This is a genomic window from Acidovorax sp. SRI_002, from assembly GCF_057586455.1.
On sequence record NZ_JBYCZW010000003.1, the window covers coordinates 427,608 to 451,221 of the forward strand.

Below are 23,614 nucleotides of genomic sequence, written 5' to 3' on the forward strand. Positions count from 1 at the left end.
ATCAGACGTCGATATTGCCCGCCCGCAAAGCGTTCGTTTCAATGAAATCCCGCCGGGGCTCCACCTCATCCCCCATCAGCATCGTGAACACCCGGTCCGCCTCGATCGCGTCGTCGATCTGCACGCGCAGCAGGCGGCGCACGTTGGGGTCCATCGTGGTTTCCCACAGCTGCTCGGGGTTCATCTCGCCCAGGCCCTTGTAGCGCTGGCGGGATGTGCTGCGTTCGGCTTCGCTGATCAGCCACTTCATGGCCTGGCGGAAGTCGCCGACTTTTTCTTCCTTCTGCTTTTCGCCTTCGCCGCGCAGGGCCTTGGCGCCCTCGCCCAGCAGGCCGCGGAAGGTCTCTGCGGCTTCGGCCAGGGCGGCGTAGTCGGCGCCGTGCACGAAGTCTTGCGTGATGACGCTGCTCTTGATGTTGCCGTGGTGGCGGCGGCTGATGCGCAGCAGGGGCTTGTCGGTGCGGGCGTCGAACTCGCCAGCCACTTCGGCGGGGGCGCCGGTGGTGTTCAGTTCGCGCAGCTTGGCCTGCAGGGCCACGGCGCTGGCTTCAGCGTCGGCCACGGTGTCGAGCTTCAAGCTCACGCCGTCGGCAATGGCGCGCAGGGCTTCGGCGTCCATGAAGTTGCCCAGGCGCGCAATGACGCTCTCGGCGATCTGGTGCTTGCGCGCCAGTTCGGCCAGGGTGTCGCCGGTCAGCGTTTGTGGGTTGGCACCGCCGGTGGTCACGCTGGCGTGGTTGAGCGCAATGCGCAGCAGGAAGCCGTCGAGCGCGGGGGCGTCCTTCAGGTACAGCTCTTCCTTGCCAGCTTTCACCTTGTACAGCGGTGGCTGGGCAATGTAGATGTGGCCGCGCTCGACCAGCTCGGGCATCTGGCGGTAGAAGAAGGTGAGCAGCAGGGTGCGGATGTGGGCGCCGTCGACGTCGGCGTCGGTCATGATGATGATGCGGTGGTAGCGCAGCTTGGCCACGTCGAAGTCGTCGCCACCCGTGGTGCCCCCGGCCTTGCCGATGCCGGTGCCGAGGGCGGTGATCAGCGTGAGGATTTCGTTGCTGGTCAGCAGCTTTTCGTAGCGGGCTTTTTCCACGTTCAGGATCTTGCCGCGCAGCGGCAGGATGGCCTGGAACTTGCGGTCACGGCCCTGCTTGGCAGAGCCACCGGCGGAGTCGCCCTCCACGATGTAGATTTCGCACAGGGCGGGGTCTTTTTCCTGGCAGTCGGCCAGTTTGCCGGGCAGGCCCATGCCGTCGAGCACGCCCTTGCGGCGGGTCATTTCGCGGGCCTTGCGGGCGGCTTCGCGGGCGCGGGCGGCTTCCACGATCTTGCCGCAGATGATCTTGGCGTCGGCCGGGCGCTCCTGCAGGTAATCGGTCAGCAGCTTGCCCACGATGTCTTCCACGGGGGCGCGCACTTCGCTCGATACCAGCTTGTCCTTGGTCTGGCTGCTGAACTTGGGCTCGGGCACCTTTACGCTGAGCACGCAGCACAGGCCTTCGCGCATGTCGTCGCCGGTCACTTCGACCTTGGCCTTCTTGGCGAACTCGTTTTCTTCGATGTACTTGTTGATGACGCGGGTCATCGCGGCGCGCAGGCCGGTGAGGTGGGTTCCGCCGTCACGCTGGGGGATGTTGTTGGTAAAGCAGAGCACTTGCTCGCTGTACGCGCTGTTCCACTGCATCGCCACTTCCACGCCGATGTGGGTGCCAGGGATGCCGCCATACGTCTCGGCCGGGCGCTCGCCCGCTGCGTAGAACGATGTGGGGTGCAGGACGGTCTTGCCCTTGTTGATGAACTCCACAAAGCCGCGCACGCCACCAGCGCCCGAGAAGTCGTCTTCTTTGCCGCTGCGCTCGTCCTTGAGGCGAATGCGCACGCCGTTGTTCAAGAACGAGAGTTCGCGCAGGCGCTTGGCCAGGATCTCGTAGTGGAACTCGTTGTTCTCCTTGAAGATCTCGGTGTCGGGCAAGAAGTGCACTTCGGTGCCGCGCTTGTCGGTGTCGTCCAGCACCTGCATGGGCGAGACTTCCACGCCGTCCACCGTCTGCACGATGCGGTTCTGCACAAAGCCCTTGCTGAACTCCAGCGCGTGCACCTTGCCTTCGCGGCGCACGGTCAAGCGCAGCATCTTGCTGAGCGCGTTCACGCAGCTCACGCCCACGCCATGCAGGCCGCCCGAGACCTTGTAGCTGTTCTGGTTGAACTTGCCGCCCGCGTGCAGTTCGGTCAGTGCGATCTCGGCGGCCGAGCGCTTGGGCTCGTGCTTGTCGTCCATCTTCACGCCGGTCGGAATACCCCGGCCGTTGTCGGTGACGCTGATGGAGTTGTCGGAATGGATGGTGACGACGATGTCGTCGCAGTGGCCGGCCAGGGCTTCGTCGATGGAGTTGTCGACCACCTCGAACACCAGGTGGTGCAGGCCGGTGCCGTCGCTGGTATCGCCGATGTACATGCCGGGGCGCTTGCGTACGGCCTCCAGGCCTTCGAGGATGGTGATGGCGCCTTCGCCGTAGCTTTCGCTGGCCCCGGCCTGGTTGGTGTCGATCTTGGCGAGGGTGGGCTCAACATGGCCGGAGACGCCGGTGTCTTCGGGCTCGGAGGGGATGTTGTCAACGGTCATGGTGGGCCTTGGGATCCGTGGAAACCGGGGTTTCCAATGTGTCAATATGGGTCAAATTGGGCTCTGGCGCTTATCCAGTAAGCGCTAGCAGCTATCAAAACGGTAGTCGTCGTGGTCAGGCTGTGCAGCAGGGCGGGGGCCGCCTCAAATGCGCATTGGCATGACCACGTACTTGAAGCTGTCGTTCTCGGGGATGGTCAGCAGCGCAGAGCTGTTGCCGTCCGAAAGCTCCACCTTCACCATGTCCTGGCCCATGTTGGCCAGGGCGTCGATGAGGTAGGTCACGTTGAAGCCGATCTCGATGGTGTCGCCACCGTAGTCGATGTCGAGCTCGTCCACGGCCTCTTCCTGCTCGGCGTTGTTCGACGCCACGCGCAGGGTGCCGGGCTCCAGGTTCAGGCGCACCCCCTTGAACTTGTCGCTGGTCATGATGGCCGTGCGCTGCAGGCTGGCCAGCAGCGGGGCGCGGCCCAGGGTGATGCTGTTCTTGTGGTTCTTGGGGATCACGCGGTTGTAGTCGGGGAACTTGCCCTCGACCAGCTTGGTGACGAACTCCATGCCGCCAAAGGTGAACTTGGCCTGGTTGTTGGCGAACTGCATCTCGATGTGGGGCTGGTTCTCGCCGCCCGCATCGCTGAGCAAACGCTGCAACTCGATCACGGTCTTGCGCGGCAGGATGACTTCCTGCTTGGGCACTTCCACATCCAGCGTGGCGCTGGCAAAGGCCAGGCGGTGGCCGTCGGTGGCCACCAGGGACAGTTGCTTGCCCTCAGCCACGAACAGGATGCCGTTGAGGTAGTAGCGGATGTCCTGCACCGCCATGGCAAACGACACCTGACCGAGCAGGTCTTTCAGCGTCTTTTGGGGCACGGCGAACACGGGGCCGAAGGCGGCGGATTCCTGCACCAGCGGGAAGTCTTCTGCGGGCAGGCTTTGCAGCGTGAAGCGGCTCTTGCCGCCTTTCAGGATGAGCTTGGACTGGGCCGATTCGAGGCTCACGGTCTGGTCGCCCGGCATGGTGCGCAGGATGTCGATGAGCTTGCGCGCGCCCACGGTGGTGGTGAAGTCGCCGGTGTCGCCGCCCAGCTCAGCCGTGGTGCGGATCTGGATTTCGAGGTCGCTGGTCGTCAGCTGCAGGGCATTGCCCGTCTTGCGGATCAGCACATTGGCCAGGATGGGCAGCGTGTGGCGGCGCTCCACGATGCCAGCCACGGACTGCAGAACCGCGAGAACCTTGTCTTGTGTTGCCTTCAGGACGATCATGTCTTCAACCTCTTGTGGTTTTTGGGACGGTGCGTGGACAGCGGCACAGGTCGTGCCTCCCCCTGCTGTATAACCCGCCATTTTGCCCGTTTACCGGGCGGGTTCTTTTCGGGGTCTCTCCCACCGGTTGTCAGCCTTTCAGGGTCTGTTCCAGCACATGCAACTGCTGGTTCAACTCGGTCAGCTGCTGACGCTCGCCCGAAATCTTGCGCACGGCATGCAAAACGGTGGTGTGGTCGCGCCCGCCAAACAATTCTCCGATTTCGGGAAGACTCTTTTGCGTCAGTTCCTTGGCCAGGTACATCGCAATCTGGCGCGGCCGGGCAATGCTGGCTGGGCGCTTCTTGCTGTACATGTCGGCGACCTTGATCTTGTAATAGTCAGCCACCGTCTTCTGGATGTTTTCCACAGAAATCTGCCGGTTCTGAATCGACAGCAGATCGCGCAGCGCCTCGCGGGCGAGCTGGATGGAAATCTCTTTCTGGTTGAAGCGCGAATAAGCCAGGATCTTGCGCAGCGCGCCTTCGAGCTCCCGCACGTTGGAGCGCACGTTCTTGGCCACGAAAAAGGCCACTTCTTCGGGCATCTCGGTGCCTTCGACGCGGGCCTTGTTGATCAGGATGGCCACGCGCATTTCCAGCTCGGGTGGCTCGATGGCCACCGTCAGGCCCGAATCGAAGCGCGACACCAGCCGCTCGTGGATGTTGGCCAGGCCTTTCGGATACGTGTCCGACGTCATCACGATGTGAGACTTCTTGGCCAGCAAGGCTTCGAACGCGTTGAAGAATTCTTCCTGCGTGCGGTCCTTGTTGGCGAAGAACTGCACATCGTCGATCAGCAGCAGGTCGAGCGAGTGGTAGCGCTCCTTGAATTCATCAAAGGTGCGCCGCTGGTAGGCCTTAACCACATCCGACACAAACTGCTCGGCATGGATGTAGAGAACTTTGGCGTCGGGCTTGTCCTGCAGCAGGCGGTTGCCCACAGCGTGCACCAGGTGGGTCTTGCCCAAGCCCACGCCGCCATAGATAAACAGCGGGTTGTACAGGTGGCCGGGCATGCCCGCCACGTGCATGGCGGCCGAGCGCGCCATGCGGTTGGCCGTGCCTTCCACCAGCGTCTCAAAGGTGAGGCCTGCATTGAGCCGGTTGCGGAATGCGCCCGCTGAGGCTTCATCGCTGTGGCTCGATGGCGGTTCGGACTGCGTTGCGGTGTTCGATGGTTCAGACGCTGCGGGGCGTGCGTAAGTGCGTACAACGGATTCCCGCTGAGCGAGCGCTAACTCTAGGGTGACGGGCTGGCCATACAGGCCTTCGAGTAAAGCGGCGATGCGGCCCGCATACTGTGCCCGGATCCAGTCGAGCTTGAACCGGTTGCCCACCAGCACGGTGACCTTGGAGAAGTCTTCGGCCACCTGGGCAATCAGGGGCTTGATCCAGGTGTTGAACTGCTGCTCGGGCAGGTCTTGCGCCAGTTGCTCTACGCAGGCTTGCCACAGGCCCTGGCCGGCATCTGCACCGGGTGAATGTTGGGGGCTGCGGGAGGGTTCCTCGATCATTTCAGGGGGATTCTTGTTGTGGATAGGAGGAACGGGGCTGGGCGGCGGATTGTAGCTTGTCAAATAGTTATCCACAATTTGAAAACTGCGGTGGTCAGAGGTGTTGATAGTCGTTCAGGGGGCGCTGTGGTGCTGGCGTGTACCCATTGAAAACCGCAGCCGTAGTTGCCGTGAACCCGCGATAAGCTGCGATAAAACAAGCCGAAACGTGATCCGGAGATAAGCCTGCCAGCCAAAAGGCATTGCCAGCAGCTGGCTAGCCTGCGATAATCTCGGGTTTCCCTGAATGTGTTCAGGGTGATTTGACCCGGCGCGCCGTTATTTCTGCCCCGTGGATCTGCCGCCAAAGTCCTGTTGTACAGGGCGTGGCTGCGCAGATTGCAGGGGGTTCAAGAGCAGCAGTCCGGAACTGAACCTCAAGGAATAGCACCATGAAACGTACTTATCAGCCCTCCAAGACGCGCCGCGCGCGCACCCACGGTTTCCTCGTCCGCATGAAGACCCGCGGCGGCCGTGCCGTTATCAACGCACGCCGCGCCAAGGGCCGCAAGCGCCTGGCCGTCTAAGGCCGCTACGGTCTACGGCCTGCTCCCCGCCTGTTCCCGGCTTGTACCGCCAGGTTCCAAACGGGGCGCTTGCATGCACAGGCTGAAAACCCGTCCGCAGTTCCAGGCCACCATGGCGGGGGGCACTGTCTCCCGTACAGCGCATTTTGTGCTGCACCGTCTGGTGCTGGATGCCGAAGGTGCTGCGGCTGACCGCCAAGCCAGTGCTGCTTTACCCACAGGGCCCGGCTCCTTGCCACAACAGCAAGGGCCGCAGGCCCTGTTTGCCGTGCAGGGCGTCTGGCTGGGTGCCATGGTGCCCAAGCGCTGGGCGCGCCGCGCGGTGACCCGCAACACCATCAAGCGACAGATCTACACCGTGGGCGCCACGTTTGAAGCGCGGCTCCCGCAGGCCGCCCATGTGGTGCGTCTGCGCACGGCGTTTGACCGCAAGCAGTTCGTGAGCGCTACGTCCGACCAGCTCAAGCAGGCGGTGCGGGCAGAGCTGTTGCAGCTGTTTGGCTACGCCGCACGGCGTGCAGGTGGGGCCGGTGCTGCTTCCCCCGCGCAGCAACAAGGTGGTGTTGCAGAGCCGGTGGTGCCATGCTGATGCAGCGCCTCTTGATCGGTGTCGTCAAGGGCTACCGGCTGTTCCTGAGCCCTTGGCTGGGTTCGTCGTGCCGGTTTGAACCGACCTGCTCGGTCTATTCGCTGCAGGCGCTGGAGCAGCATGGCGCTGCGGCGGGTAGCTATCTCACGGTGCGCAGGCTGGTACGCTGCCACCCCTGGTGTGACGGGGGCCATGACCCGGTCCCGCAACAATTGCCGCGCAGCATGCGGCTTTTCTCGCGGCTTCATCCTTCCAACACCCAACCATCCTCACCAAAGAAGTCTTCATGAACGACATTCGCCGCACCATCCTGTGGGTGATTTTTGGCTTTTCCATGGTTCTGCTGTGGGACAAGTGGCAGCTGCACAACGGCAACAAAGCCACCTTTTTCCCCACCACGCCCGCCGTGACGGCACCCGCCGCTGCTGGCGCTGCGTCGGGCGCGACCGGGGCTGCCAGCGTGCCTTCCACGAGTGCACCCGTGGCCGCTGCAGCGACGGGGGCCTCCGCCGTGCCGGGCCAGCCAGCGGCTGCTGCGGCAGCACCTGCCCCCCGCGAGCGCATCGAGGTCAAGACCGACCTGTATCGCCTGGTGTTTGACAGCGAAGGCGGCTCGCTCACGCATGCCGAGCTGCTCAAGCACGCCGACATGGCCGACAAGGCCCGCAATTTCCTGTTGCTGGACGAAAGCGCCCAGCGCGTTTATGTGGCGCAAACCGGCCTGATCGGTGGCACGTTCCCCACCCACAAGACTGCCATGACCGTGGTGCCCGGCCCGCGTGAACTCAAGGACGGTGAAGATGAAATCAGCGTTCGCTTCGAATCGCCTGCACAGGGCGGCGTGAAGCTGGTCAAGACCTGGACCATCAAGCGTGGCGCCTATGACATCGCTGTCAAGCACGACATCGTCAATACGGGCAGCGCGGCGGTGTCGCCCCAGCTGTACCTGCAATTGGTGCGCGATGGCAACAAGCCTCCCGGAGAGTCGTCGTTCTACTCCACCTTCACCGGCCCGGCCGTCTACACCGACGCCAAGAAGTACCAGAAGATCGAGTTCAAGGACATCGACAACGGCAAGATCGACATCCCCAAGGACTCGCCCAACGGCTACGTGGCCATGGTGCAGCATTACTTCGCCACAGCATGGCTGCTGGCCGACGGTGTGCAGCGCGAGCCCTTCACTCGCAAGGTGGACACCAACCTGTACTCCGTGGGCATGCTGACCTCGCTGGGCGCCATCGAGCCCGGTGCCACCAAGACCATCGATGCGCGCCTGTTCGCTGGCCCGCAGGTCGAAACGATGATGGAAAAGCTGTACCCCGGCCTGGAGCTGGTCAAGGACTATGGCTGGCTCACCATCCTGTCCAAGCCGCTGTACTGGCTGCTGGACCAGCTGCACAAGCTGCTGAACAACTGGGGCTGGTCCATCGTCGCCCTGGTGCTGTTGCTCAAGATCGCGTTCTACTGGCTCAACGCCAAGGCCTACGCCAGCATGGCCAAGATGAAGGCCATCAACCCCAAGATCATGGAGATGCGCGAGCGCCTGAAGGACAAGCCGCAGCAGATGCAGCAGGAGATGATGCGCATCTACCGCGAGGAGAAGGTCAACCCTATGGGCGGCTGCTTCCCTATCATGATTCAGATCCCTGTGTTCATTGCGCTGTACTGGGTGCTGCTGTCCAGCGTGGAAATGCGCAACGCGCCCTGGATCGGCTGGATCCACGACCTCTCCACGCCTGACCCGTTCTTCATCCTGCCCTTGCTGATGACGGCCAGCTCGCTGCTGCAGACAGCCCTGAACCCCGCGCCGCCAGACCCGATGCAGGCCAAGATGATGTGGTTCATGCCGCTGATCTTCAGCGTGATGTTCTTCTTCTTCCCGGCCGGCCTGGTGCTGTACTGGCTGACCAACAACATCCTGTCGATTGCGCAGCAGTGGCTCATCAACACCCGCATGGGCGTGCCACCGCAATTTAACTTGCCGAAGTTCAAGTGATGCCGCAGCGGCAACGCTGACATCAATGAACTGACTCCCGAAAGGCCGCGCAAGCGGCCTTTTTCTTGCCCATCCACCCTGTACAGTCACCACCATGCTTGCCCGCCACCAAGACCCCATCGTCGCCATCGCCACCGCCCCGGGGCGTGGGGCCGTCGGCATCGTGCGCGTGTCAGGGCGCGGGTTGGATGCGCTGGTGCAGGCGGTTTGCGGGCGCACCCTCAAGCCCCGCGAGGCCACCTACCTGCCCTTTCGCGATGCGCAGGGCCAGGCCATCGACCAGGGGCTGGCGCTGTACTTTCCCGGCCCGCACAGCTACACCGGCGAAGACGTGCTGGAGCTGCAGGCCCACGGCGGCCCGGTGGTGCTGCAACTGCTGCTGGCACGCTGCCTGGAGGCGGGTGCCGCCACCGACCCTGCTACCGGCCAGCCCAATCTGCGCGGCTTGCGCGTCGCCCAGCCGGGCGAGTTCACCGAACGAGCCTTCCTGAACGACAAGATCGACCTGGCCCAGGCCGAGGCGATTGCCGACCTGATCGACGCCAGCACCGAGGCGGCTGCCCGCAGCGCCAGCCGCTCGCTGACCGGGGCTTTTTCGGCCGAGATCCATGGCCTGCGTGATGCCCTCATCCACCTGCGCATGCTGGTGGAGGCCACGCTGGACTTCCCTGAGGAAGAAATCGACTTCCTGCGCAAGGCAGATGCGCATGGACAGCTATCGAATTTGCAGCAAACATTGGCCTCTGTGATGCAGCGGGCGCGCCAGGGCGCGCTGCTGCGCGAGGGCATCAAGGTGGTGATCGCAGGCCAGCCCAATGCCGGTAAAAGCTCGTTGCTCAACGCGCTGGCGGGGGTCGAGCTGGCCATCGTCACCCCCATTGCAGGCACCACCCGCGACAAGGTGCAGCAGACCATCCAGATCGAAGGTGTGCCCCTGCACATCATCGACACCGCCGGCCTGCGCGACAGCAGCGACGAGGTGGAGCGCATCGGCATCGCCCGCGCCTGGGACGAAATTGCCGGGGCCGACGCGGTGCTGTTCCTGCATGACCTGGAGCGTGCGAATGCTCCTGAATACATAGCTGGTGACGCCGATATAGCAAGCGCCATGGCCCAAAAAATGCCCAAGAGCATTCCCGTGATTGACGTCTGGAACAAGCTCGACCGGGCGCCAGGGGCGGCTGCGGCGGCGGGTGAAAACGCCCGGCCTGGCGTGCACCTGTCTGCCCGGACGGGCGAGGGCCTGGATGGTCTGCGGCGCCTGCTTCTGGAAGTAGCCGGCTGGCAGTCTGCGCCGGAAGGCCTCTACATTGCCCGTGCCCGGCATGTGGAGGCTTTGCAGGCCGTGGGGGCTCACTTGCAAGAGGCGGCCGACCAGCTGCAGGCCCAGGGCCCGGCGCTGGATCTGTTGGCCGAAGAGTTGCGCCTGGCTCAGAATGCCCTCAGCGCCATCACCGGCGAGTTCAGCTCGGATGACCTGCTGGGCGTCATTTTTTCCAGTTTTTGTATTGGCAAATAGGTCCGCAGAAGTGCGACTGTTCGTGCAGTTTGAACGGGCTGGCCTCCGACCAGAACGCACAGGCCGCCGCCTGTCGCTTATGTTGTAAATGGACGTAAACAGCGCTTGTGCGCAATCTGTAACAAGGGTACTTTCGGCAAACCATGAATGTTCCCACGCCTGTTGTTTCCAAGGTAGACCTGCAAGGTCTGATCGATGCCATCGCACAGGCCAGTGCCGACGACAGCATGACCAACCCACTGACCCAGGCGCAGTGGGACATCCTCTCGTCTTACCTTCTGCCCGTGGTCATGCCCGCCGGACAGGTGTTGTTCACGCAGGGCGCTACAGACCGTACCTTGTATCTGGTGGAAAGCGGCAGCCTGAGCGTGCACTATCAGGACGAAAAAGAGCGCTTGCGTCTGGCGATCGTCGGGGCAGGCTCCGTGGTGGGCGAAGGTGCGTTTTTCTCGCACCGCTCCCGCAGCGCCACCGTGCAGGCCAGCGCGCCCTGCAAGCTGTGGAGCCTGACCGCCATCCGCTTCACCGAACTTTCCATCCGCCAGCCTGCCATTGCGCTGGGCCTGGTGATGGCCGCTGGGGCGGTACTGGCCAAGCGGCTGGGCAATCGCCGCCGCCGCGTTGCGGCCACCTGACAGACCACCGATGTGGTGGTGGCCTGCGGGCTTTTGCGGGGCAAGAATGGGTGTACAGCAAGTTACACTCAATTTGGATTTTTCTGGCGCCGTCCCGTAGAAAGCAAGCCATGTCTCTGTTCAGTTGGTTTAGCCGCAAACCTGCTCCCCCCAAGCCCCGGCCCATGGCCGAACCGTCGGGTCTGTTGAATGCCGATGCCACGGTACCGCTCTCGCCAGGCCGCCAGGGCAAACCGCTGGTGGAGCCCCTGCCTCCCGAGCACGCCGCCAACCGCAAGAACGAACGCATGGAGCGCCGCGAGCTGCTCTACACGGTGGTCCGCGACGCGATGGTGCGGGCCGGTGTGCTGTCGGCCAGCTACAAGTTCAAGGTGCTGTCGCTGGACCAGCGGGGGCGCCAGTTTCTGGTCATGATGGACCTGGCGCGTGAATACGGTGGAGAAACTGTGCGCCTGTCCGAAATCGAGGCGCTGATTGCCCAGACGGCCAAAACCCGCTACGACATCCTGGTAACCGCCGTGTACTGGCGCATCAATGACCACGTGGCAGTGGGTATCCCCCAGAAGGGGGTTGCGCCCCAGGGGGCTTCCCTGCAGGCAGCGCCACCGCTGGCCCGGCGGCCGGGTCCGGTGGCTACAGCACCCGCTCCGGTGGTGGCCACCCCGGCCCGCCCGGTGGCGCCCGTGCCGACAGCCGCCGCCACGGCCCCCGCGCCACTGCGCCCTCCCCTGACTGCTCCGGCGGTTGCGCCTGCTGCAGCGCCCACTGCGCCCGCCGCCGCACCACGCCCAGCACCACGGTACGAACCCATCGAGGCGGACGAAGTGGCGGCGTTCAAGCGCGCCCTGGCCTCGGCGGCAGGTACCACCGCCGCAGTGCCGCTGGCAGCGGCCAAGCCCGGTGTGCCTGTGCGTTCGGGGCCTTTGTTGCCGCCTTCGCAGCCCACGGGGTTTGAAGACACCGAAATGCCCGGGTCCGATGGCCCGGCCCCGGACCTGAGCAGCACCCAGTACGGCGAGCTGAACTGACCCTGCGGGCCGCAGCTCGTCGGACTCTGGGCGGCCGTGATCAGTGGCCCTCGAAGTCCACCAGCGTGTACAGCGGCAGGCCGGATTCGCGCAGCCGTTTGGAGCCTCCCAGCTCGGGCAGGTCCACGATGGCGGCGCCCTCGGTCACCGTCGCGCCCAGTTTCTCCAGCAGCTTGCGGCCCGCCATCATCGTGCCGCCCGTGGCAATGAGGTCATCGATCAGCAGCACGCGGTCGCCTGCCTTTACGGCGTCGGTGTGCAGCTCCACCGTGGCGCTGCCGTATTCAAGTTCATAGGTTTCCTCCACCGTGGTGAAGGGCAGCTTGCCCTTCTTGCGGATGGGCACAAAACCCACGTTGAGTTCATAGGCCACCACGGCACCCAGGATGAAGCCGCGTGCATCCAGCCCGGCCACCACATCCGGGCGCAGCGCCTTGTCCATGTAGCGGTGCACAAAGGCGTCGATCAGCACGCGGAACACCTTGGGGTCCTGCAGCAGCGGGGTGATGTCCCGGAACTGCACCCCGGGCGCGGGCCAGTCGGGTACGGTGCGGATGTGCTGGCGGAGGTATTCGTTGACGCTGAGTGGCTGCATGGGGTCGAGGGGGTAAAGAAAGGCTGCACGCGCAAACGTGCGCAGGCCAAAGGCCGTTGTGGGGCAAAGTGTATCCAGCCGGGGGTGGGTGCCCTGGGGGTGTGCCCGGAGCGCTGCAAGCCCCCATAATGTTTCCGTGCTGTTACACCCTTGGTAACGCCCCCCGTTGGACCACTCCACAACGCCGATCGGCCATGCCCATCTCCATCCTGCTGATCGAAAGCGATCACCACCACGCGCAGGCGGTGGTGGATGCGCTCGCAGACCCCTGGTCCGGCTGGCGGGTGGATGTGGCTCAGTCGCTGGCGCAGGCCCGGGACCACCTGGAGCACAGCAGGCCGGACATTGTGCTGGCGGCGCAGCGCAGCGTCGATGGCTCGGCCTTTGACCTGCTGCGGCTGCTCGATGGCGTCCCGGCCATGATCATCGTGCGCAAGGGCGCCGAGACCCATGCGGCCCAGGCCCTGCGCCACGGCTTTGATGACTATGCTGTGCAGGACCCTGCGCTGGACTACCTGCTGACCCTGCCCGCGCAGATCGATGCGGTGCTGGAGCGCAGTTCCAGCGCCCGTGCCCGGCTGGTGGCAGAGGCCATGCTGACGCGCCAGCACCGGTTGCTGCAGGCGATATCGCTCGCGCAGGCCATGTTCATCGCCAGTTCGGGCCCGCGCGCCGCGTTCGAGGCCCTGCTCAAGGAGCTGATGTCGCTCACGCAAAGTGCCTTTGGCCTGGTGGGCCAGGTACAACGTGCCGCCGACGGGCATCCCTTCCTGCGGGTGCATGCGATGACGGACATCAGTTGGGACGAGGCCTCCCATGCCCTCTATGCCCAGCACGCAGAAGAAGGCATGGTGTTCGACAACCTGCAGTCCCTGGTGGGCGCGGCGCTGGTGTCGGGCGAGCCGGTGCTCACCAACGATGCAGGCCACGACACGCGCAGCGCGGGCACGCCCCCGGGCCATCCCCCGCTGCACACCTACCTGGGGCTGCCCATCCATGCGGCGGGCGAACTGGTGGCCATGGTGGGCCTGGCCAATCGGCCCGAGGGGTATTCGGCGGCAGACGTGCAGTTTCTCCAGCCCCTGCTCAACACCGTGGGCCAGCTGGAAATGGCCCGCCGAGCCGAGCTGGCGCGCAGCGCGGTTGAGGTGGAACTCGCGCGCACCAGCGCGTTGCTGGCCGAGAAGACGCGCGCCCTCGAAGGCACGCTGGCCAGCGTGTCGCAAGGCATTACCAACGTGGATGCGGAGGGACGTATCCGCGTCTACAACCGGCGCTATCTGGAGCTGCTCGACCTGCCCGAATCCCTGCTGGCCGCCCAGCCCAAAGTCGAGGACGTGGTGCGGTTTCAGACCGAACGGGGCGATTTCGGCACCGGATTTGAGCTGATAGAACCCACAGCGCGCAACTATGTGGCGTCGGAATATGCGGCCCACGGTGGCAAGCTCACCATGCCGGACACCTATGTGCGGCGCACCCACAACGGCCGCTACATCGAAGTGCGCACCCGGGCCCTGGAGCCAGGGGGGCGCGTGCGCACTTTCACGGACGTGACCGACTACCTGAGCACCCTGGAGGCCTTGCGCCTGAGCGAATCGCGCTGGCGCAGCCTCACCCACCTGTCCTCCGACTGGTACTGGGAGCAGGATGCGCAGTTCCGCTTTGTGCGCCTGGACGGCAACCCCTACAACGATGCCGGTGTACCCGACGAGATGCACTACGGGCGCACGCGCTGGGAGCTGCCCAATACCTTTGTGAGCGAGGGCCAATGGCGGGAGCACCGCAGGCAACTGGAGGCGCACGAGGTGTTCCACGACTTTGAAATGCAACGTCTGACCGAAGACGGAAAGCCCGTGTGGGTCTCCATCAGCGGGGAGCCCATCTTTGATGGTGCTGGCCAGTTCACGGGCTACCGGGGCGTGGCGCGCGACATCACCGAACGCAAGCTGGCCGAGGCCGAGATCCAGCGCCTGGCCTTCTATGACGAACTCACCGGCCTTCCCAATCGGCGGCTGCTCATGGACCGGCTGGACCGCGCGGCCAACGCGTGTGCGCGGGAGGGATGCCACGGGGCTTTGCTGTTCCTGGACCTCGACAACTTCAAGGGCATCAACGACACCATGGGCCACGAGTGGGGAGACCGGCTGCTCGTGCAGGTGGGCGGGCGCATCGGCGCGTGCGTCCGCGCCACCGACACGGTGGCGCGTTTGGGTGGCGACGAGTTCGTGGTGGTGCTGCAGGGCCTCCACGCCGAGGTGGACGTTGCGGCCGCCGAAGCCGAGGCCGTGGCGCAAAAGGTGCTGGCGGCGCTGAATGAGCCCTACGTGGTGCAAAACAGCGAAGTGCACAGCACGCCCAGCATCGGCATTGCCCTTTTTCGCGGTGTGCAGCTGCCCGTGCAGGAGCTGCTCCAGCGCGCCGATCTGGCCATGTACCAGGCCAAGGCGCAGGGCCGCAACACGCTGTGTTTCTTTGACCCCGCCATGCAGGCGGCGGCGTCTGCGAGGTCGGCGCTGGAAGGCGACATGCGGCAGGGCATTCTGCGCAACGAGTTCCTGCTGCATTACCAGCCGGTGGTGGACGAGGCCGGCAAGGTGCTGGGGGCCGAGGCGCTGGTGCGCTGGAACCACCCGCAGCGCGGCATGGTGCCTCCCGGCGACTTCATCCCCCTGGCAGAGCAGACCGGACTGATCCTGGCGCTAGGGCGCCAGGTGCTGACCATGGCCTGCCGTCAGCTGGCGCTCTGGGCAACAGCGCCGCACACTGCGGACTGGACCGTGGCCGTGAACGTGAGCGCGCAGGAGTTTCGCCAACCCGGCTTTGCCGACGAAGTACTCAGCGTGCTGCGCGATTGCGGGGCGGACCCGGCCCACCTCAAGCTCGAACTGACCGAAAGCCTGCTGCTGCATGATGTGGAAGACAGCATCCTCAAGATGCAGGCGCTGCGCACGCTCGGCGTGGGCTTCTCGCTGGACGACTTTGGCACGGGCTATTCGAGCCTGAGCTACCTCAAGCGCCTGCCACTGGACCAGCTCAAGATCGACCAGAGCTTTGTGCGCGACGTGCTCACCGACCCCAACGACGCCACCATCGCCTGCACCATCATCACCCTGGCCCACAGCCTGGGCCTGGACGTGGTGGCCGAAGGGGTGGAAACCGAAGGGCAGCGCGCGTTCCTGTTGCGTAACGGTTGCCAGCAGTTCCAGGGCTACCTGTTCGGGCGGCCCGGGCCCGCCGAGCTTTTGTAGTTTGCTATTAAATGGATAGCTATTGACGCTTGATAGATAAGCGCTAGAGCCATATTTAATTCAAATTTTGGCGCCAGCCTCAGCCACTGGCACGCACTAGGCGAGAGATGCCAAGCAAGGGCCGCCCCGCAGCGAGGGCATCGTCCCCCTTCCCGGAGCGCGTAGCGCGTAGAGAGAAGGGGGAAGGCACGCGGTGCCTCAGGGGAATGTACCCTGCCTCTACCCCCGCAACAACTTGTCCTCCGCCAGCGCCAGCGCCGCCGGGTGCCCTGAGAGCACCAGCGTGTCGCCTTCGGCCAGCTGTGCGTCGTCCTCCGCTGCGCTGATGTGGCCGTTGCCACGCCGCAGGTTCACCACCCGAACGCCCATGGCGGGCAGGGCCAGCTGGCCCAGGCTGCGGCCCAGGGCCGTGGAGCCGGGCGGCAGGTTGATGGTGGACAGGCGTTCTTGGTCGCGCTCGTTGGCCGTGTCGTCGTCGGCGCCGTGGAAGTAGCCGCGCAGCAGGTTGTAGCGCGCATCGCGCTGGTCCTGCACCAGGCGCAGCACGCGGCGCATGGGTACGCCCACCAGGGCCAGCGCGTGGCTGGCGAGCATTAGCGAGCCTTCGATGGCCTCGGGCACGACCTCGGTGGCGCCCGCCTCTTGCAGCTTGTCCAGGTGCAGGTCGTCCTGCGTGCGCACCACCACGGGCACCTGTGGTGCGTGCGAGCGCGCGTTGGCCAGCACCTTCAGGGCGGCCGGCACGTCGATGTAGGTGATCGCCACCGCGCTGGCACGCACCAGGCCAGCGGCCATCAGCGCCTGCAGGCGGGTGGCGTCGCCATACACCACCGAATCGCCCGCAGCGGCGGCCTGGCGCACACGGTCCGGGTCCAGGTCCAGCGCCATGTAGGGGATGCCTTCATGCTCCAGCATGCGCGCCAGGTTTTGTCCGCAGCGGCCGTAGCCGCAGATGATCACGTGTTTGCTGGTGTTGATGGATTTGCGCGCGATGGACGTCATCTGCAGCGACTGCTGCAGCCAGTCGCTGGCCACCAGCTTCATCACGATGCGGTTGCTGTACATGATGAGAAACGGCGTCGCCAGCATCGACAGCACCATGGCGGCCAGGATGGGGTTCATCAGCGCGGGCTGCACCAGCCCGTTGGCCTGCGTGAGCGACAGCAGCACAAATCCGAACTCCCCCGCCTGGGCCAGGTAGAGCCCGGTGCGCAGGGCCACGCCCGTGGTGGCCCCCATGCTGCGGGCCAGCACCAGGATGATCCCCAGCTTGACCACCAGCGGCACCGTCAGCAGGGCCAGCACCAGCGCCCAGCGGTCCACCAGGATGTGCCAGTCCAGCATCATGCCGATGGTGATGAAAAACAGCCCCAGCAACACATCGTGAAACGGGCGGATGTCCGTGCCCACCTGGTGCTTGTACTCTGTCTCGGACACCAGCACGCCCGCGATGAAGGCGCCCAGCGCCAGGCTCAGCCCCGCCAGTTCGGTCAGCCAGGCCAGGCCCAGCGTGATCAGCAGCAGGTTGAGCATGAACAGCTCCTCGCTCTTGCGCCGCGCCACCAGCGTAAGCCACCAGCGCATGAACCGCTGCCCGCCCGTGAGCAGAATGCCCACCAGCACCGTGGCCTTGACCAGCGCCCACGCCAGCGCGGTCAGCAGCTGGTCTGACGAGGAACTCAGCGCGGGGATCAACACCAGCAGCGGCACCACGGCCAGATCCTGGAACAGCAGAATGCCCATCACGCGGCGGCCATGCTCGCTTTCGAGCTCAGCCCGCTCGGCCATGAGCTTGACCACAATGGCCGTGCTGCTCATCGCCATCACGCCCGAGAGCGCCAGCGCCGTCTGCCAGCCCATATCCCACACGCCGCCCACCCAGCGGGAGAGCACCAGTGCCGCGCCGGTGACCACCACCATCGTCAGCACCACCTGCATCAGCCCCAGGCCGAACACCTGGCGCCGCATGGCGCGCAGCTTGGGCAGGCTGAACTCCAGCCCGATGGCGAACATCAGGAACACCACGCCAAACTCGCCCAGGTGCCGCACCCCTTCCGAGTTCTGCGTCAGCGCCAGCGCATGGGGGCCGATGAGCACCCCCGCAGCCAGGTAGCCGAGCATGGGTGGCAGCTTGAGGCTGCGGCAGACCACAACACCCAGCACTGCGGCCAACAGATAAAGCAAGGTGAGGGCGAGTGAGGACATGGTTCGATGCTATCCGAGCCTTCCTGCGGCCCTCGGTGTTTTCTGTCCGAAGCAGGGTCCATGCCAGAGCCAGGGCAAAAAATCTGCCACCCGCGCAGGCATGCCCGGTCGATAGAATCCACCGGATGACCCCTGTGCCCGCCACGCTGCCCCCTTTTGACGCCGAACAGGCCCTGCGCCTGGCCCGCGAGACCTTTGACATCGAGGCGGCGGCGCTGACCGGGCTGGCGGCCCGCGTCGATGGCGTGTTTGCCGAGGCTGTGTTGATGGTGCTGCAGGCCCGTGGCCGTGTGGTGGTGATGGGCATGGGCAAAAGCGGCCACGTGGGCCGCAAGATTGCAGCCACGCTGGCATCTACGGGCACGCCGGCGTTTTTTGTGCACCCGGCCGAGGCCAGCCACGGCGATCTGGGCATGGTCACGGGCGACGACCTGGTCCTGGCGATCTCCAACAGCGGCGAAAGTGGTGAACTGACGGCCATCCTGCCCGTGCTCAAGCGCCTGGGCGCCCCGCTGATCGCGATGACCGGCGGGCTGCAGTCCACGCTCGCCCGCCATGCTGACCTGGTGCTCGACTGCAGCGTGGAGCGTGAGGCCTGCCCCCTGAACCTGGCCCCCACCGCCAGCACCACGGCCCAGCTGGCCATGGGCGACGCGCTGGCCGTGGCCCTGCTCGACGCCCGGGGCTTCCGCCCTGAAGACTTTGCCCGTTCGCACCCTGGCGGTGCGTTGGGGCGCAAGCTGCTCACCCATGTGAGCGATGTCATGCGCACCGGCAGCGAGGTGCCGCGTGTGGCTCCCGACGCCTCCTTCAGCGACCTCATGCGCGAAATGAGTGCCAAGGGCCTGGGCGCCTCGGCCGTCGTGGATGCCGCCGGCCAGGTGCTGGGCATCTTCACCGACGGCGACCTGCGCCGCCGCATCGAGGCCGGGGCCGACCTGCGCACTGCCACGGCGGGCCAGGTCATGCACCCCCACCCGCGCCGCATTGCCCCGGACGCCCTTGCGGTGGACGCCGCCGAAATGATGGAGGCGCATGCCATCACCAGCGTGCTGGTGGTGGATGCGGGAGGGGTGCTTACGGGGGTGGTGCACATCGGCGACCTGATGCGAGCCAAAGTCATATGACCTCACTTCAAATGACCCCCCTGAGTCGCTGCGCGCCTTCCCCCTTAGGGGACGCTCCCGGTGGCCCGGCGAAGCCGGTTCCACGGGTGCACTGGTCTTGGCTGTGCCCGTTCGATCTGCATGCCCCTTATTGAAATGACCCTGCCCGTGCTGCAATTTCCCCCCGAGCTGCTGCTGCGCGCCCAAGGCGTGCGCATTGCCTTCTTCGATGTCGATGGCGTGCTGACCGATGGCGGCCTGTATTTCAGCGAATCGGGCGAAACGCTCAAGCGCTTCAATACGCTGGACGGGCATGGGCTCAAGCTGCTGCAAAAGGCAGGCATCACGCCTGCGGTCATCACGGGCCGCGACTCCGCGCCGCTGCGCGTGCGCCTGAAGGCGCTGGGGGTCGAACATGCGGTGTTCGGCACCGAAGACAAACGCCCCGCCGCTGAGCAGATGCTGGCCACGCTGGGGCTGGACTGGTCCCAGGCTGCAGCGATGGGTGACGACTGGCCCGACCTGCCGGTGATGTGCCGCAGTGCTTTCGCGTGCGCCCCGGCCAACGCCCAGGCCGAAGTGCGCCACGCCGCCCATTTTGTGACGCAGGCCCGGGGCGGCGATGGTGCCGCGCGCGAACTGTGTGATCTGCTGCTGGTGGCCTCGGGCCGCTATGCCGCACTGCTGGCGGAGTACACCGCATGAACCGGGGTTTTCTGCGCTCTTTCCCCACCCGCCAGGTTGTCGTGCCGGGCCCGGAGGCAACACCGTGATGCGCAACTGGGTCCGCCAGGGCTGGGAACAGTTCTCGCTCTATCTGCCCGTCGTGCTCATGGGGCTGCTGGCGCTGGGCACCTGGTGGCTGGTGCGCAACGCGCCCATGCCCCTGCTGCCTGCCATCGAGCGCCAACAAGGCAACCAGCCCGACTATTTCATGAAGTCGTTCTCGGTAAAAAGCTTTGACGCGAGCGGGCGCCTGCAAAGCGAAGTGCAGGGCGAAGAAGCGCGGCACTACCCCGACTCCGACACGCTGGAGATCGACAAAGCGCGCATGCGCTCGGTGACGCCGCAGGGCCGCCTCACCGTGGCCACGGCAGACCGCGCCCTGACCAACGCCGATGGTTCGGAGGTGCAGCTGTTTGGCAATGCCATCGTCACGCGCGAGCCCCTGCCCGCCAAGCCTGGGTCACCCGCCCAGCCTCGGCTGGAGTTCCGCAGCGAATTTTTGCACGCTTACACCAACACCGAACGCGTGCGTTCCGACAAGCCCGTCACCCTCACGCGCGGCAATGATCGCTTCACGGCCGACGGCATGGACTACGACAACCTCGACCAGGTGCTGCAGCTGCGCGGACGTGTGCGTGGCGTGCTCCAGCCCGGCGCGGCCAAGCCCTAGTACGCCGCCCCGATCGGAGCCCGCATGACCACTCCCCTTGTCTTCATCACCGGCGCGTCCAGCGGCATCGGCCAGGCCCTGGCCCTGCGCTTTCACCGGTCGGGCTACCGCCTGGCCCTGGTGGCGCGCCGCACCTCTGAGGTCAAAACATGGGCTAGCGCTCAAGGAATAAGCGCTGACAGCTACGAAATTTATAGTGCAGATGTAGCCGTGACCGACAGCATCGTTGCTGCGGGCCGCGATTGCATCGCACGCCAAGGGGTGCCTGACGTGGTCATTGCCAATGCGGGTATCAGTGTGGGCATGGACACGGCAGTGCGCGACGACATCGACGTGATGGCACGCACCTTTGCCACCAACAACATCGGCGTGGCGGCCACCTTCCATCCCTTTGCGGACGCGATGGCGCAGCGTGGCAGCGGCACGCTGGTGGGCATCGGCAGCGTGGCAGGCATCCGTGGCCTGCCCGGGCATGGTGCGTATTGCGCCAGCAAGGCGGCCGTCATCAGCTACTGCGAGAGCCTGCGCGGGGAGATGCGCCCCCACGGAGTGCGTGTGGTCACCATTTCTCCGGGCTACATCGACACGCCGCTCACCCGCCAGAACCGCTACAGCATGCCGTTTCTGATGCAGGCCGATGACTTTGCGGACTGTGCCTTCCGGGCCATCACGGCGGGTGCCAGCTACCGGGTTATCCCCTGGCAAATGGGGGTGGTTGCCAAGTTGCTGCGCATGGTGCCGAACGTGCTGTTCGACAAGCTGCTCGCCGGGCGCCCGCGCAAGCGGCGGCAGAGCGAGCAGTAGGTCCTAGGTCCACCGGAGGTGGTTTTTGGCCGCCGGTTCGGGGCGGTCCTGGCTGCGATAGAAGCAAGGCGTGGCGGTCGTGCATGAAAAAAGCCCCCGAGGGGGCTTTCAGAGAAACGTCACTGGCCTGCTTTAGTAGCCGTTGCCACCACCGCCACCATAGCCGCCACCACCGCCGTTGCGGCCACCGCCGCCACCGCCGTTGCGGGAGCCAGAGCCGTAGGGGCTGCGGAATCCGCCTTCGCTGCGGCCACCGCCACCACCGCCGCCGTAACCGCCGCCGCCCTCGCGGCCGCCGCCATAGCCACCACCGCCGCCGCCTTCACGGCCACCGCCGTAACCGCCGCCACCACTGCGACCACCGCCGCCGCCGTAACCGCCACCACCGCCGCCAAATCCGCCACTGCGGGGTGGGCGGGGCTCCATGGGGCGTGCTTCGTTCACGACGATGCTGCGGCCACCCAGTGGCTGGCCATTCATGCCATTGATGGCGGCTTGGGCTTCCGCGTCACTGCCCATTTCCACGAAACCAAAGCCCTTGGAGCGGCCTGTGTCGCGCTCCATCATGACCTTGGCGCTGGTCACTGCGCCGAATTGGCCAAAGGCCTGTTCGAGATCGCTGTCGCGCACCGAGTACGGCAGGTTGCCGACGTACAGTTTGTTGCCCATTGAGGGACTCCTCAAAAACACATGGAAAAAGCGATGGAGTCCCGAAAACGCAGCCAGCTAATCTCAATGACGCTCTCAGCGCGAAACTGACGGATCACCGCAAACTTTAAGCGGGGGAAACCCCGCTGGCTCATTATGCGCCACACTTTTGCGGAAAAAGCAAGCGGCAATGCCGACTGTGGTGGCGATGCCGCGCAGGCATGAAAAAAGGAGCCCAGGGGCTCCTTTGTTTTGCCTTTGGCAGACCGCAAAGGTCTGCCAGCAAGGTCTTTTAGTAGCTGCTACGGCCACCGCCGTAACCACCACCACCGCCGCCACCGCTACGGCCACCGCCGTAACCGCCGCCGCCACCACCGCCGTAGCCGCCGCCACCACCGTTGCCGCCGCCGAAGCCGCCGCTACGGGGAGCGCGGGGCTCCATGGGACGGGCTTCGTTGACCACGAGGTCACGGCCGCCGAAATTGGTGCCATGCACGCCTTGGATGGCGGCTTGGGCTTCAGCATCGCTGCCCATTTCGACAAAGCCGAAACCCTTGGAGCGGCCGGTGTCGCGCTCCATCATGACCTTGGCGCTGCCGACCGAGCCGTACTGGCTGAAGGTCTGTTGCAGATCTTCGTCGCGGAAAGAGTAGGGCAGGTTGCCCACGTAAAGTTTGTTGCCCATGAAGGACTCCTGAAAAAACACAAAAACGCGATGGAGTCCGACGCAATCAACAAACCTGTGACGACTTCAAAGACGCGAAACTGACCATTCACCGCTAAGCTAACTGCTTTCCTGCAAGCAGAAAAGCGAACCCATTATTAATCACTTTATGAGGCGTGTGGGGTTTATTTCTGGATCAAGCCATCCATCCTGCACAAATTTGTGGGTATTTTGGAGCGTGCAACGGCGGTTTTCAGGGGAAACCCGCAGGGTCTGAACGGCCATCCGAACCTGGCCCGTCGCCACCTTTCGGCAACCACCCGCCTGTTTTCCCTGTCGGAAGCAGGGTAAAATCCGCGAGTCTTTGGGGAGTAGCCCGCCCGGCAGCGCAATGCGCCGGGGGCATGCGTCAACACACTTGGGTTCTTCGAAACCTATGGCGTATGCGGCTTTTGAGCTGGGCGAGACCATTGACTGCAAACCGATCCACATGGCCGGAGTCGGGGTGCAGTCAATGCGTTTTCCACCCATCCGGCCGGATAGGACCCCCTCCCCCATGGAAGCCTTCTTCATTTCTACCGCCATCGTCGCGCTCGCCGAGATGGGCGACAAGACGCAGCTGCTCGCGCTCGTGCTGGCCGCACGTTTCCGCAAACCCTGGCCGATCGTGCTTGGCATCCTGGTGGCGACCCTGGTGAATCACGGCTTGGCCGGGGCTTTGGGTGCCTGGGTGACCACGTTCCTCGGCCCCCAGGTGCTGCGCTGGATCCTGGGTGCATCGTTCATCGCCATGGCGGTGTGGATGCTGATCCCCGACAAGCTTGACGAAGGTGAGGCCGATGGCTCGCCGCGCTGGGGTGTGTTCGGCACCACGGTGGTGGCGTTTTTCCTGGCCGAGATGGGCGACAAGACGCAGATCGCCACCGTCATGCTGGCCGCGCAGTACAACGCCTACCTGTGGGTGGTGGCGGGCACCACGCTCGGGATGATGATCGCCAACGCGCCTGTGGTCTGGCTGGGCGAACGCATCACGCGCCGCGTGCCCATTCGCGCCGTCCATGTGGTCTCGGCGGTGATTTTTCTGGTGCTGGGGTTGGTGGCGATCTTCACGCCCGCCGGGTGAGCAGCAGCGGCCGTTTTGGTATATTTGCCAGACGCGCCGATTTGCCACAGCTTGCGG

At 64.9% G+C, this 23,614-nt stretch carries 20 protein-coding genes and 1 riboswitch; of the genes, 13 read left to right on the forward strand and 7 right to left on the reverse strand.

The window, feature by feature from the left end; genetic code table 11:
- Position 1: 1 nt before the first annotated feature.
- The 3 genes from gyrB to dnaA form a co-directional block, all read right to left on the reverse strand.
- Positions 2-2,617 (reverse strand): DNA topoisomerase (ATP-hydrolyzing) subunit B, encoded by a 2,616-nt coding sequence (gene gyrB / locus AC2YJX_RS10150; protein ID WP_055401225.1) that lies wholly within the window; start codon positions 2,615-2,617, stop codon positions 2-4.
- Positions 2,618-2,761: 144 nt separating this feature from the next.
- The gene (dnaN, locus tag AC2YJX_RS10155) at positions 2,762-3,880 is read right to left on the reverse strand and encodes a DNA polymerase III subunit beta (protein WP_055401227.1); all 1,119 of its coding nucleotides are present in this window, start codon (positions 3,878-3,880) and stop codon (positions 2,762-2,764) included.
- Positions 3,881-4,010: 130 nt separating this feature from the next.
- Positions 4,011-5,435: a chromosomal replication initiator protein DnaA gene (gene dnaA, locus AC2YJX_RS10160; protein ID WP_121421707.1), complete on the reverse strand. Its 1,425-nt coding sequence runs from the start codon at positions 5,433-5,435 to the stop codon at positions 4,011-4,013.
- Between the two features lie 431 nt (positions 5,436-5,866).
- Here dnaA and rpmH point away from each other — a divergent pair, with 431 nt between their 5' ends.
- From rpmH to AC2YJX_RS10195, 7 genes are all read left to right on the forward strand, one after another.
- Complete coding sequence (gene rpmH / locus AC2YJX_RS10165; RefSeq protein WP_005798102.1) at positions 5,867-6,001, forward strand: 50S ribosomal protein L34; 135 nt, start codon at positions 5,867-5,869, stop codon at positions 5,999-6,001.
- Positions 6,002-6,074: 73 nt separating this feature from the next.
- Positions 6,075-6,590, forward strand: coding sequence for a ribonuclease P protein component (locus AC2YJX_RS10170; protein WP_055401229.1), 516 nt, complete (start codon positions 6,075-6,077; stop codon positions 6,588-6,590).
- Entirely contained in the window at positions 6,587-6,880 is a 294-nt protein-coding gene (gene yidD / locus AC2YJX_RS10175; RefSeq protein WP_176889075.1) for a membrane protein insertion efficiency factor YidD, read from the forward strand. Before AC2YJX_RS10170 ends, yidD begins: the two co-directional genes overlap by 4 nt.
- Complete coding sequence (yidC, locus tag AC2YJX_RS10180) at positions 6,877-8,586, forward strand: membrane protein insertase YidC (RefSeq protein WP_121421705.1); 1,710 nt, start codon at positions 6,877-6,879, stop codon at positions 8,584-8,586. Before yidD ends, yidC begins: the two co-directional genes overlap by 4 nt.
- 94 nt (positions 8,587-8,680) lie before the next feature.
- Positions 8,681-10,105 (forward strand): tRNA uridine-5-carboxymethylaminomethyl(34) synthesis GTPase MnmE, encoded by a 1,425-nt coding sequence (gene mnmE / locus AC2YJX_RS10185; protein ID WP_487255968.1) that lies wholly within the window; start codon positions 8,681-8,683, stop codon positions 10,103-10,105.
- Positions 10,106-10,248: 143 nt separating this feature from the next.
- Positions 10,249-10,740, forward strand: coding sequence for a Crp/Fnr family transcriptional regulator (locus AC2YJX_RS10190; protein WP_055401233.1), 492 nt, complete (start codon positions 10,249-10,251; stop codon positions 10,738-10,740).
- 110 nt (positions 10,741-10,850) lie between these two features.
- On the forward strand, positions 10,851-11,768 hold the full coding sequence (locus AC2YJX_RS10195) for a hypothetical protein (RefSeq protein WP_487255969.1): 918 nt from the start codon (positions 10,851-10,853) through the stop codon (positions 11,766-11,768).
- Positions 11,769-11,808: 40 nt separating this feature from the next.
- Here the strand turns inward: AC2YJX_RS10195 and AC2YJX_RS10200 are convergent, their stop codons facing one another.
- Complete coding sequence (locus tag AC2YJX_RS10200) at positions 11,809-12,363, reverse strand: adenine phosphoribosyltransferase (protein ID WP_121421703.1); 555 nt, start codon at positions 12,361-12,363, stop codon at positions 11,809-11,811.
- Positions 12,364-12,557: 194 nt separating this feature from the next.
- Here AC2YJX_RS10200 and AC2YJX_RS10205 point away from each other — a divergent pair, with 194 nt between their 5' ends.
- Positions 12,558-15,611 (forward strand): EAL domain-containing protein, encoded by a 3,054-nt coding sequence (locus tag AC2YJX_RS10205; RefSeq protein ID WP_228897094.1) that lies wholly within the window; start codon positions 12,558-12,560, stop codon positions 15,609-15,611.
- Between the two features lie 219 nt (positions 15,612-15,830).
- Here AC2YJX_RS10205 and AC2YJX_RS10210 read toward each other — a convergent pair whose 3' ends face one another.
- A complete protein-coding gene (locus AC2YJX_RS10210; protein WP_055401241.1) occupies positions 15,831-17,816 on the reverse strand; it encodes a monovalent cation:proton antiporter family protein in 1,986 nt (661 codons plus the stop codon).
- A 125-nt stretch (positions 17,817-17,941) separates the two neighbouring features.
- Between AC2YJX_RS10210 and AC2YJX_RS10215 the strand changes: the two genes are divergently transcribed.
- From AC2YJX_RS10215 to AC2YJX_RS10230, 4 genes are all read left to right on the forward strand, one after another.
- Positions 17,942-18,943, forward strand: coding sequence for a KpsF/GutQ family sugar-phosphate isomerase (locus AC2YJX_RS10215; RefSeq protein ID WP_228897095.1), 1,002 nt, complete (start codon positions 17,942-17,944; stop codon positions 18,941-18,943).
- 120 nt (positions 18,944-19,063) lie between these two features.
- Positions 19,064-19,627 (forward strand): KdsC family phosphatase, encoded by a 564-nt coding sequence (locus AC2YJX_RS10220; RefSeq protein WP_121421700.1) that lies wholly within the window; start codon positions 19,064-19,066, stop codon positions 19,625-19,627.
- A gap of 67 nt (positions 19,628-19,694) precedes the next feature.
- The gene (gene lptC, locus AC2YJX_RS10225; RefSeq protein ID WP_121421699.1) at positions 19,695-20,318 is read left to right on the forward strand and encodes an LPS export ABC transporter periplasmic protein LptC; all 624 of its coding nucleotides are present in this window, start codon (positions 19,695-19,697) and stop codon (positions 20,316-20,318) included.
- Between the two features lie 24 nt (positions 20,319-20,342).
- A complete protein-coding gene (locus AC2YJX_RS10230; RefSeq protein WP_487255970.1) occupies positions 20,343-21,122 on the forward strand; it encodes an SDR family oxidoreductase in 780 nt (259 codons plus the stop codon).
- Positions 21,123-21,254: 132 nt separating this feature from the next.
- Here AC2YJX_RS10230 and rbp (AC2YJX_RS10235) read toward each other — a convergent pair whose 3' ends face one another.
- Together rbp (AC2YJX_RS10235) and rbp (AC2YJX_RS10240) are read right to left on the reverse strand one after the other, a co-directional pair.
- Positions 21,255-21,791, reverse strand: a complete 537-nt coding sequence (rbp, locus tag AC2YJX_RS10235) for an RNA-binding regulator (protein ID WP_121508090.1) — start codon at positions 21,789-21,791, stop codon at positions 21,255-21,257.
- Between the two features lie 271 nt (positions 21,792-22,062).
- Entirely contained in the window at positions 22,063-22,455 is a 393-nt protein-coding gene (gene rbp, locus AC2YJX_RS10240) for an RNA-binding regulator (RefSeq protein ID WP_100408622.1), read from the reverse strand.
- Between the two features lie 333 nt (positions 22,456-22,788).
- A riboswitch (yybP-ykoY riboswitch) is annotated at positions 22,789-22,981 on the forward strand.
- Between the two features lie 9 nt (positions 22,982-22,990).
- Here rbp (AC2YJX_RS10240) and AC2YJX_RS10245 point away from each other — a divergent pair.
- Positions 22,991-23,557 carry a TMEM165/GDT1 family protein gene (locus AC2YJX_RS10245; protein WP_121421696.1) on the forward strand — a complete coding sequence of 189 codons (567 nt, stop codon included), beginning with the start codon at positions 22,991-22,993 and terminating at the stop codon, positions 23,555-23,557.
- Positions 23,558-23,614 lie beyond the last annotated feature (57 nt).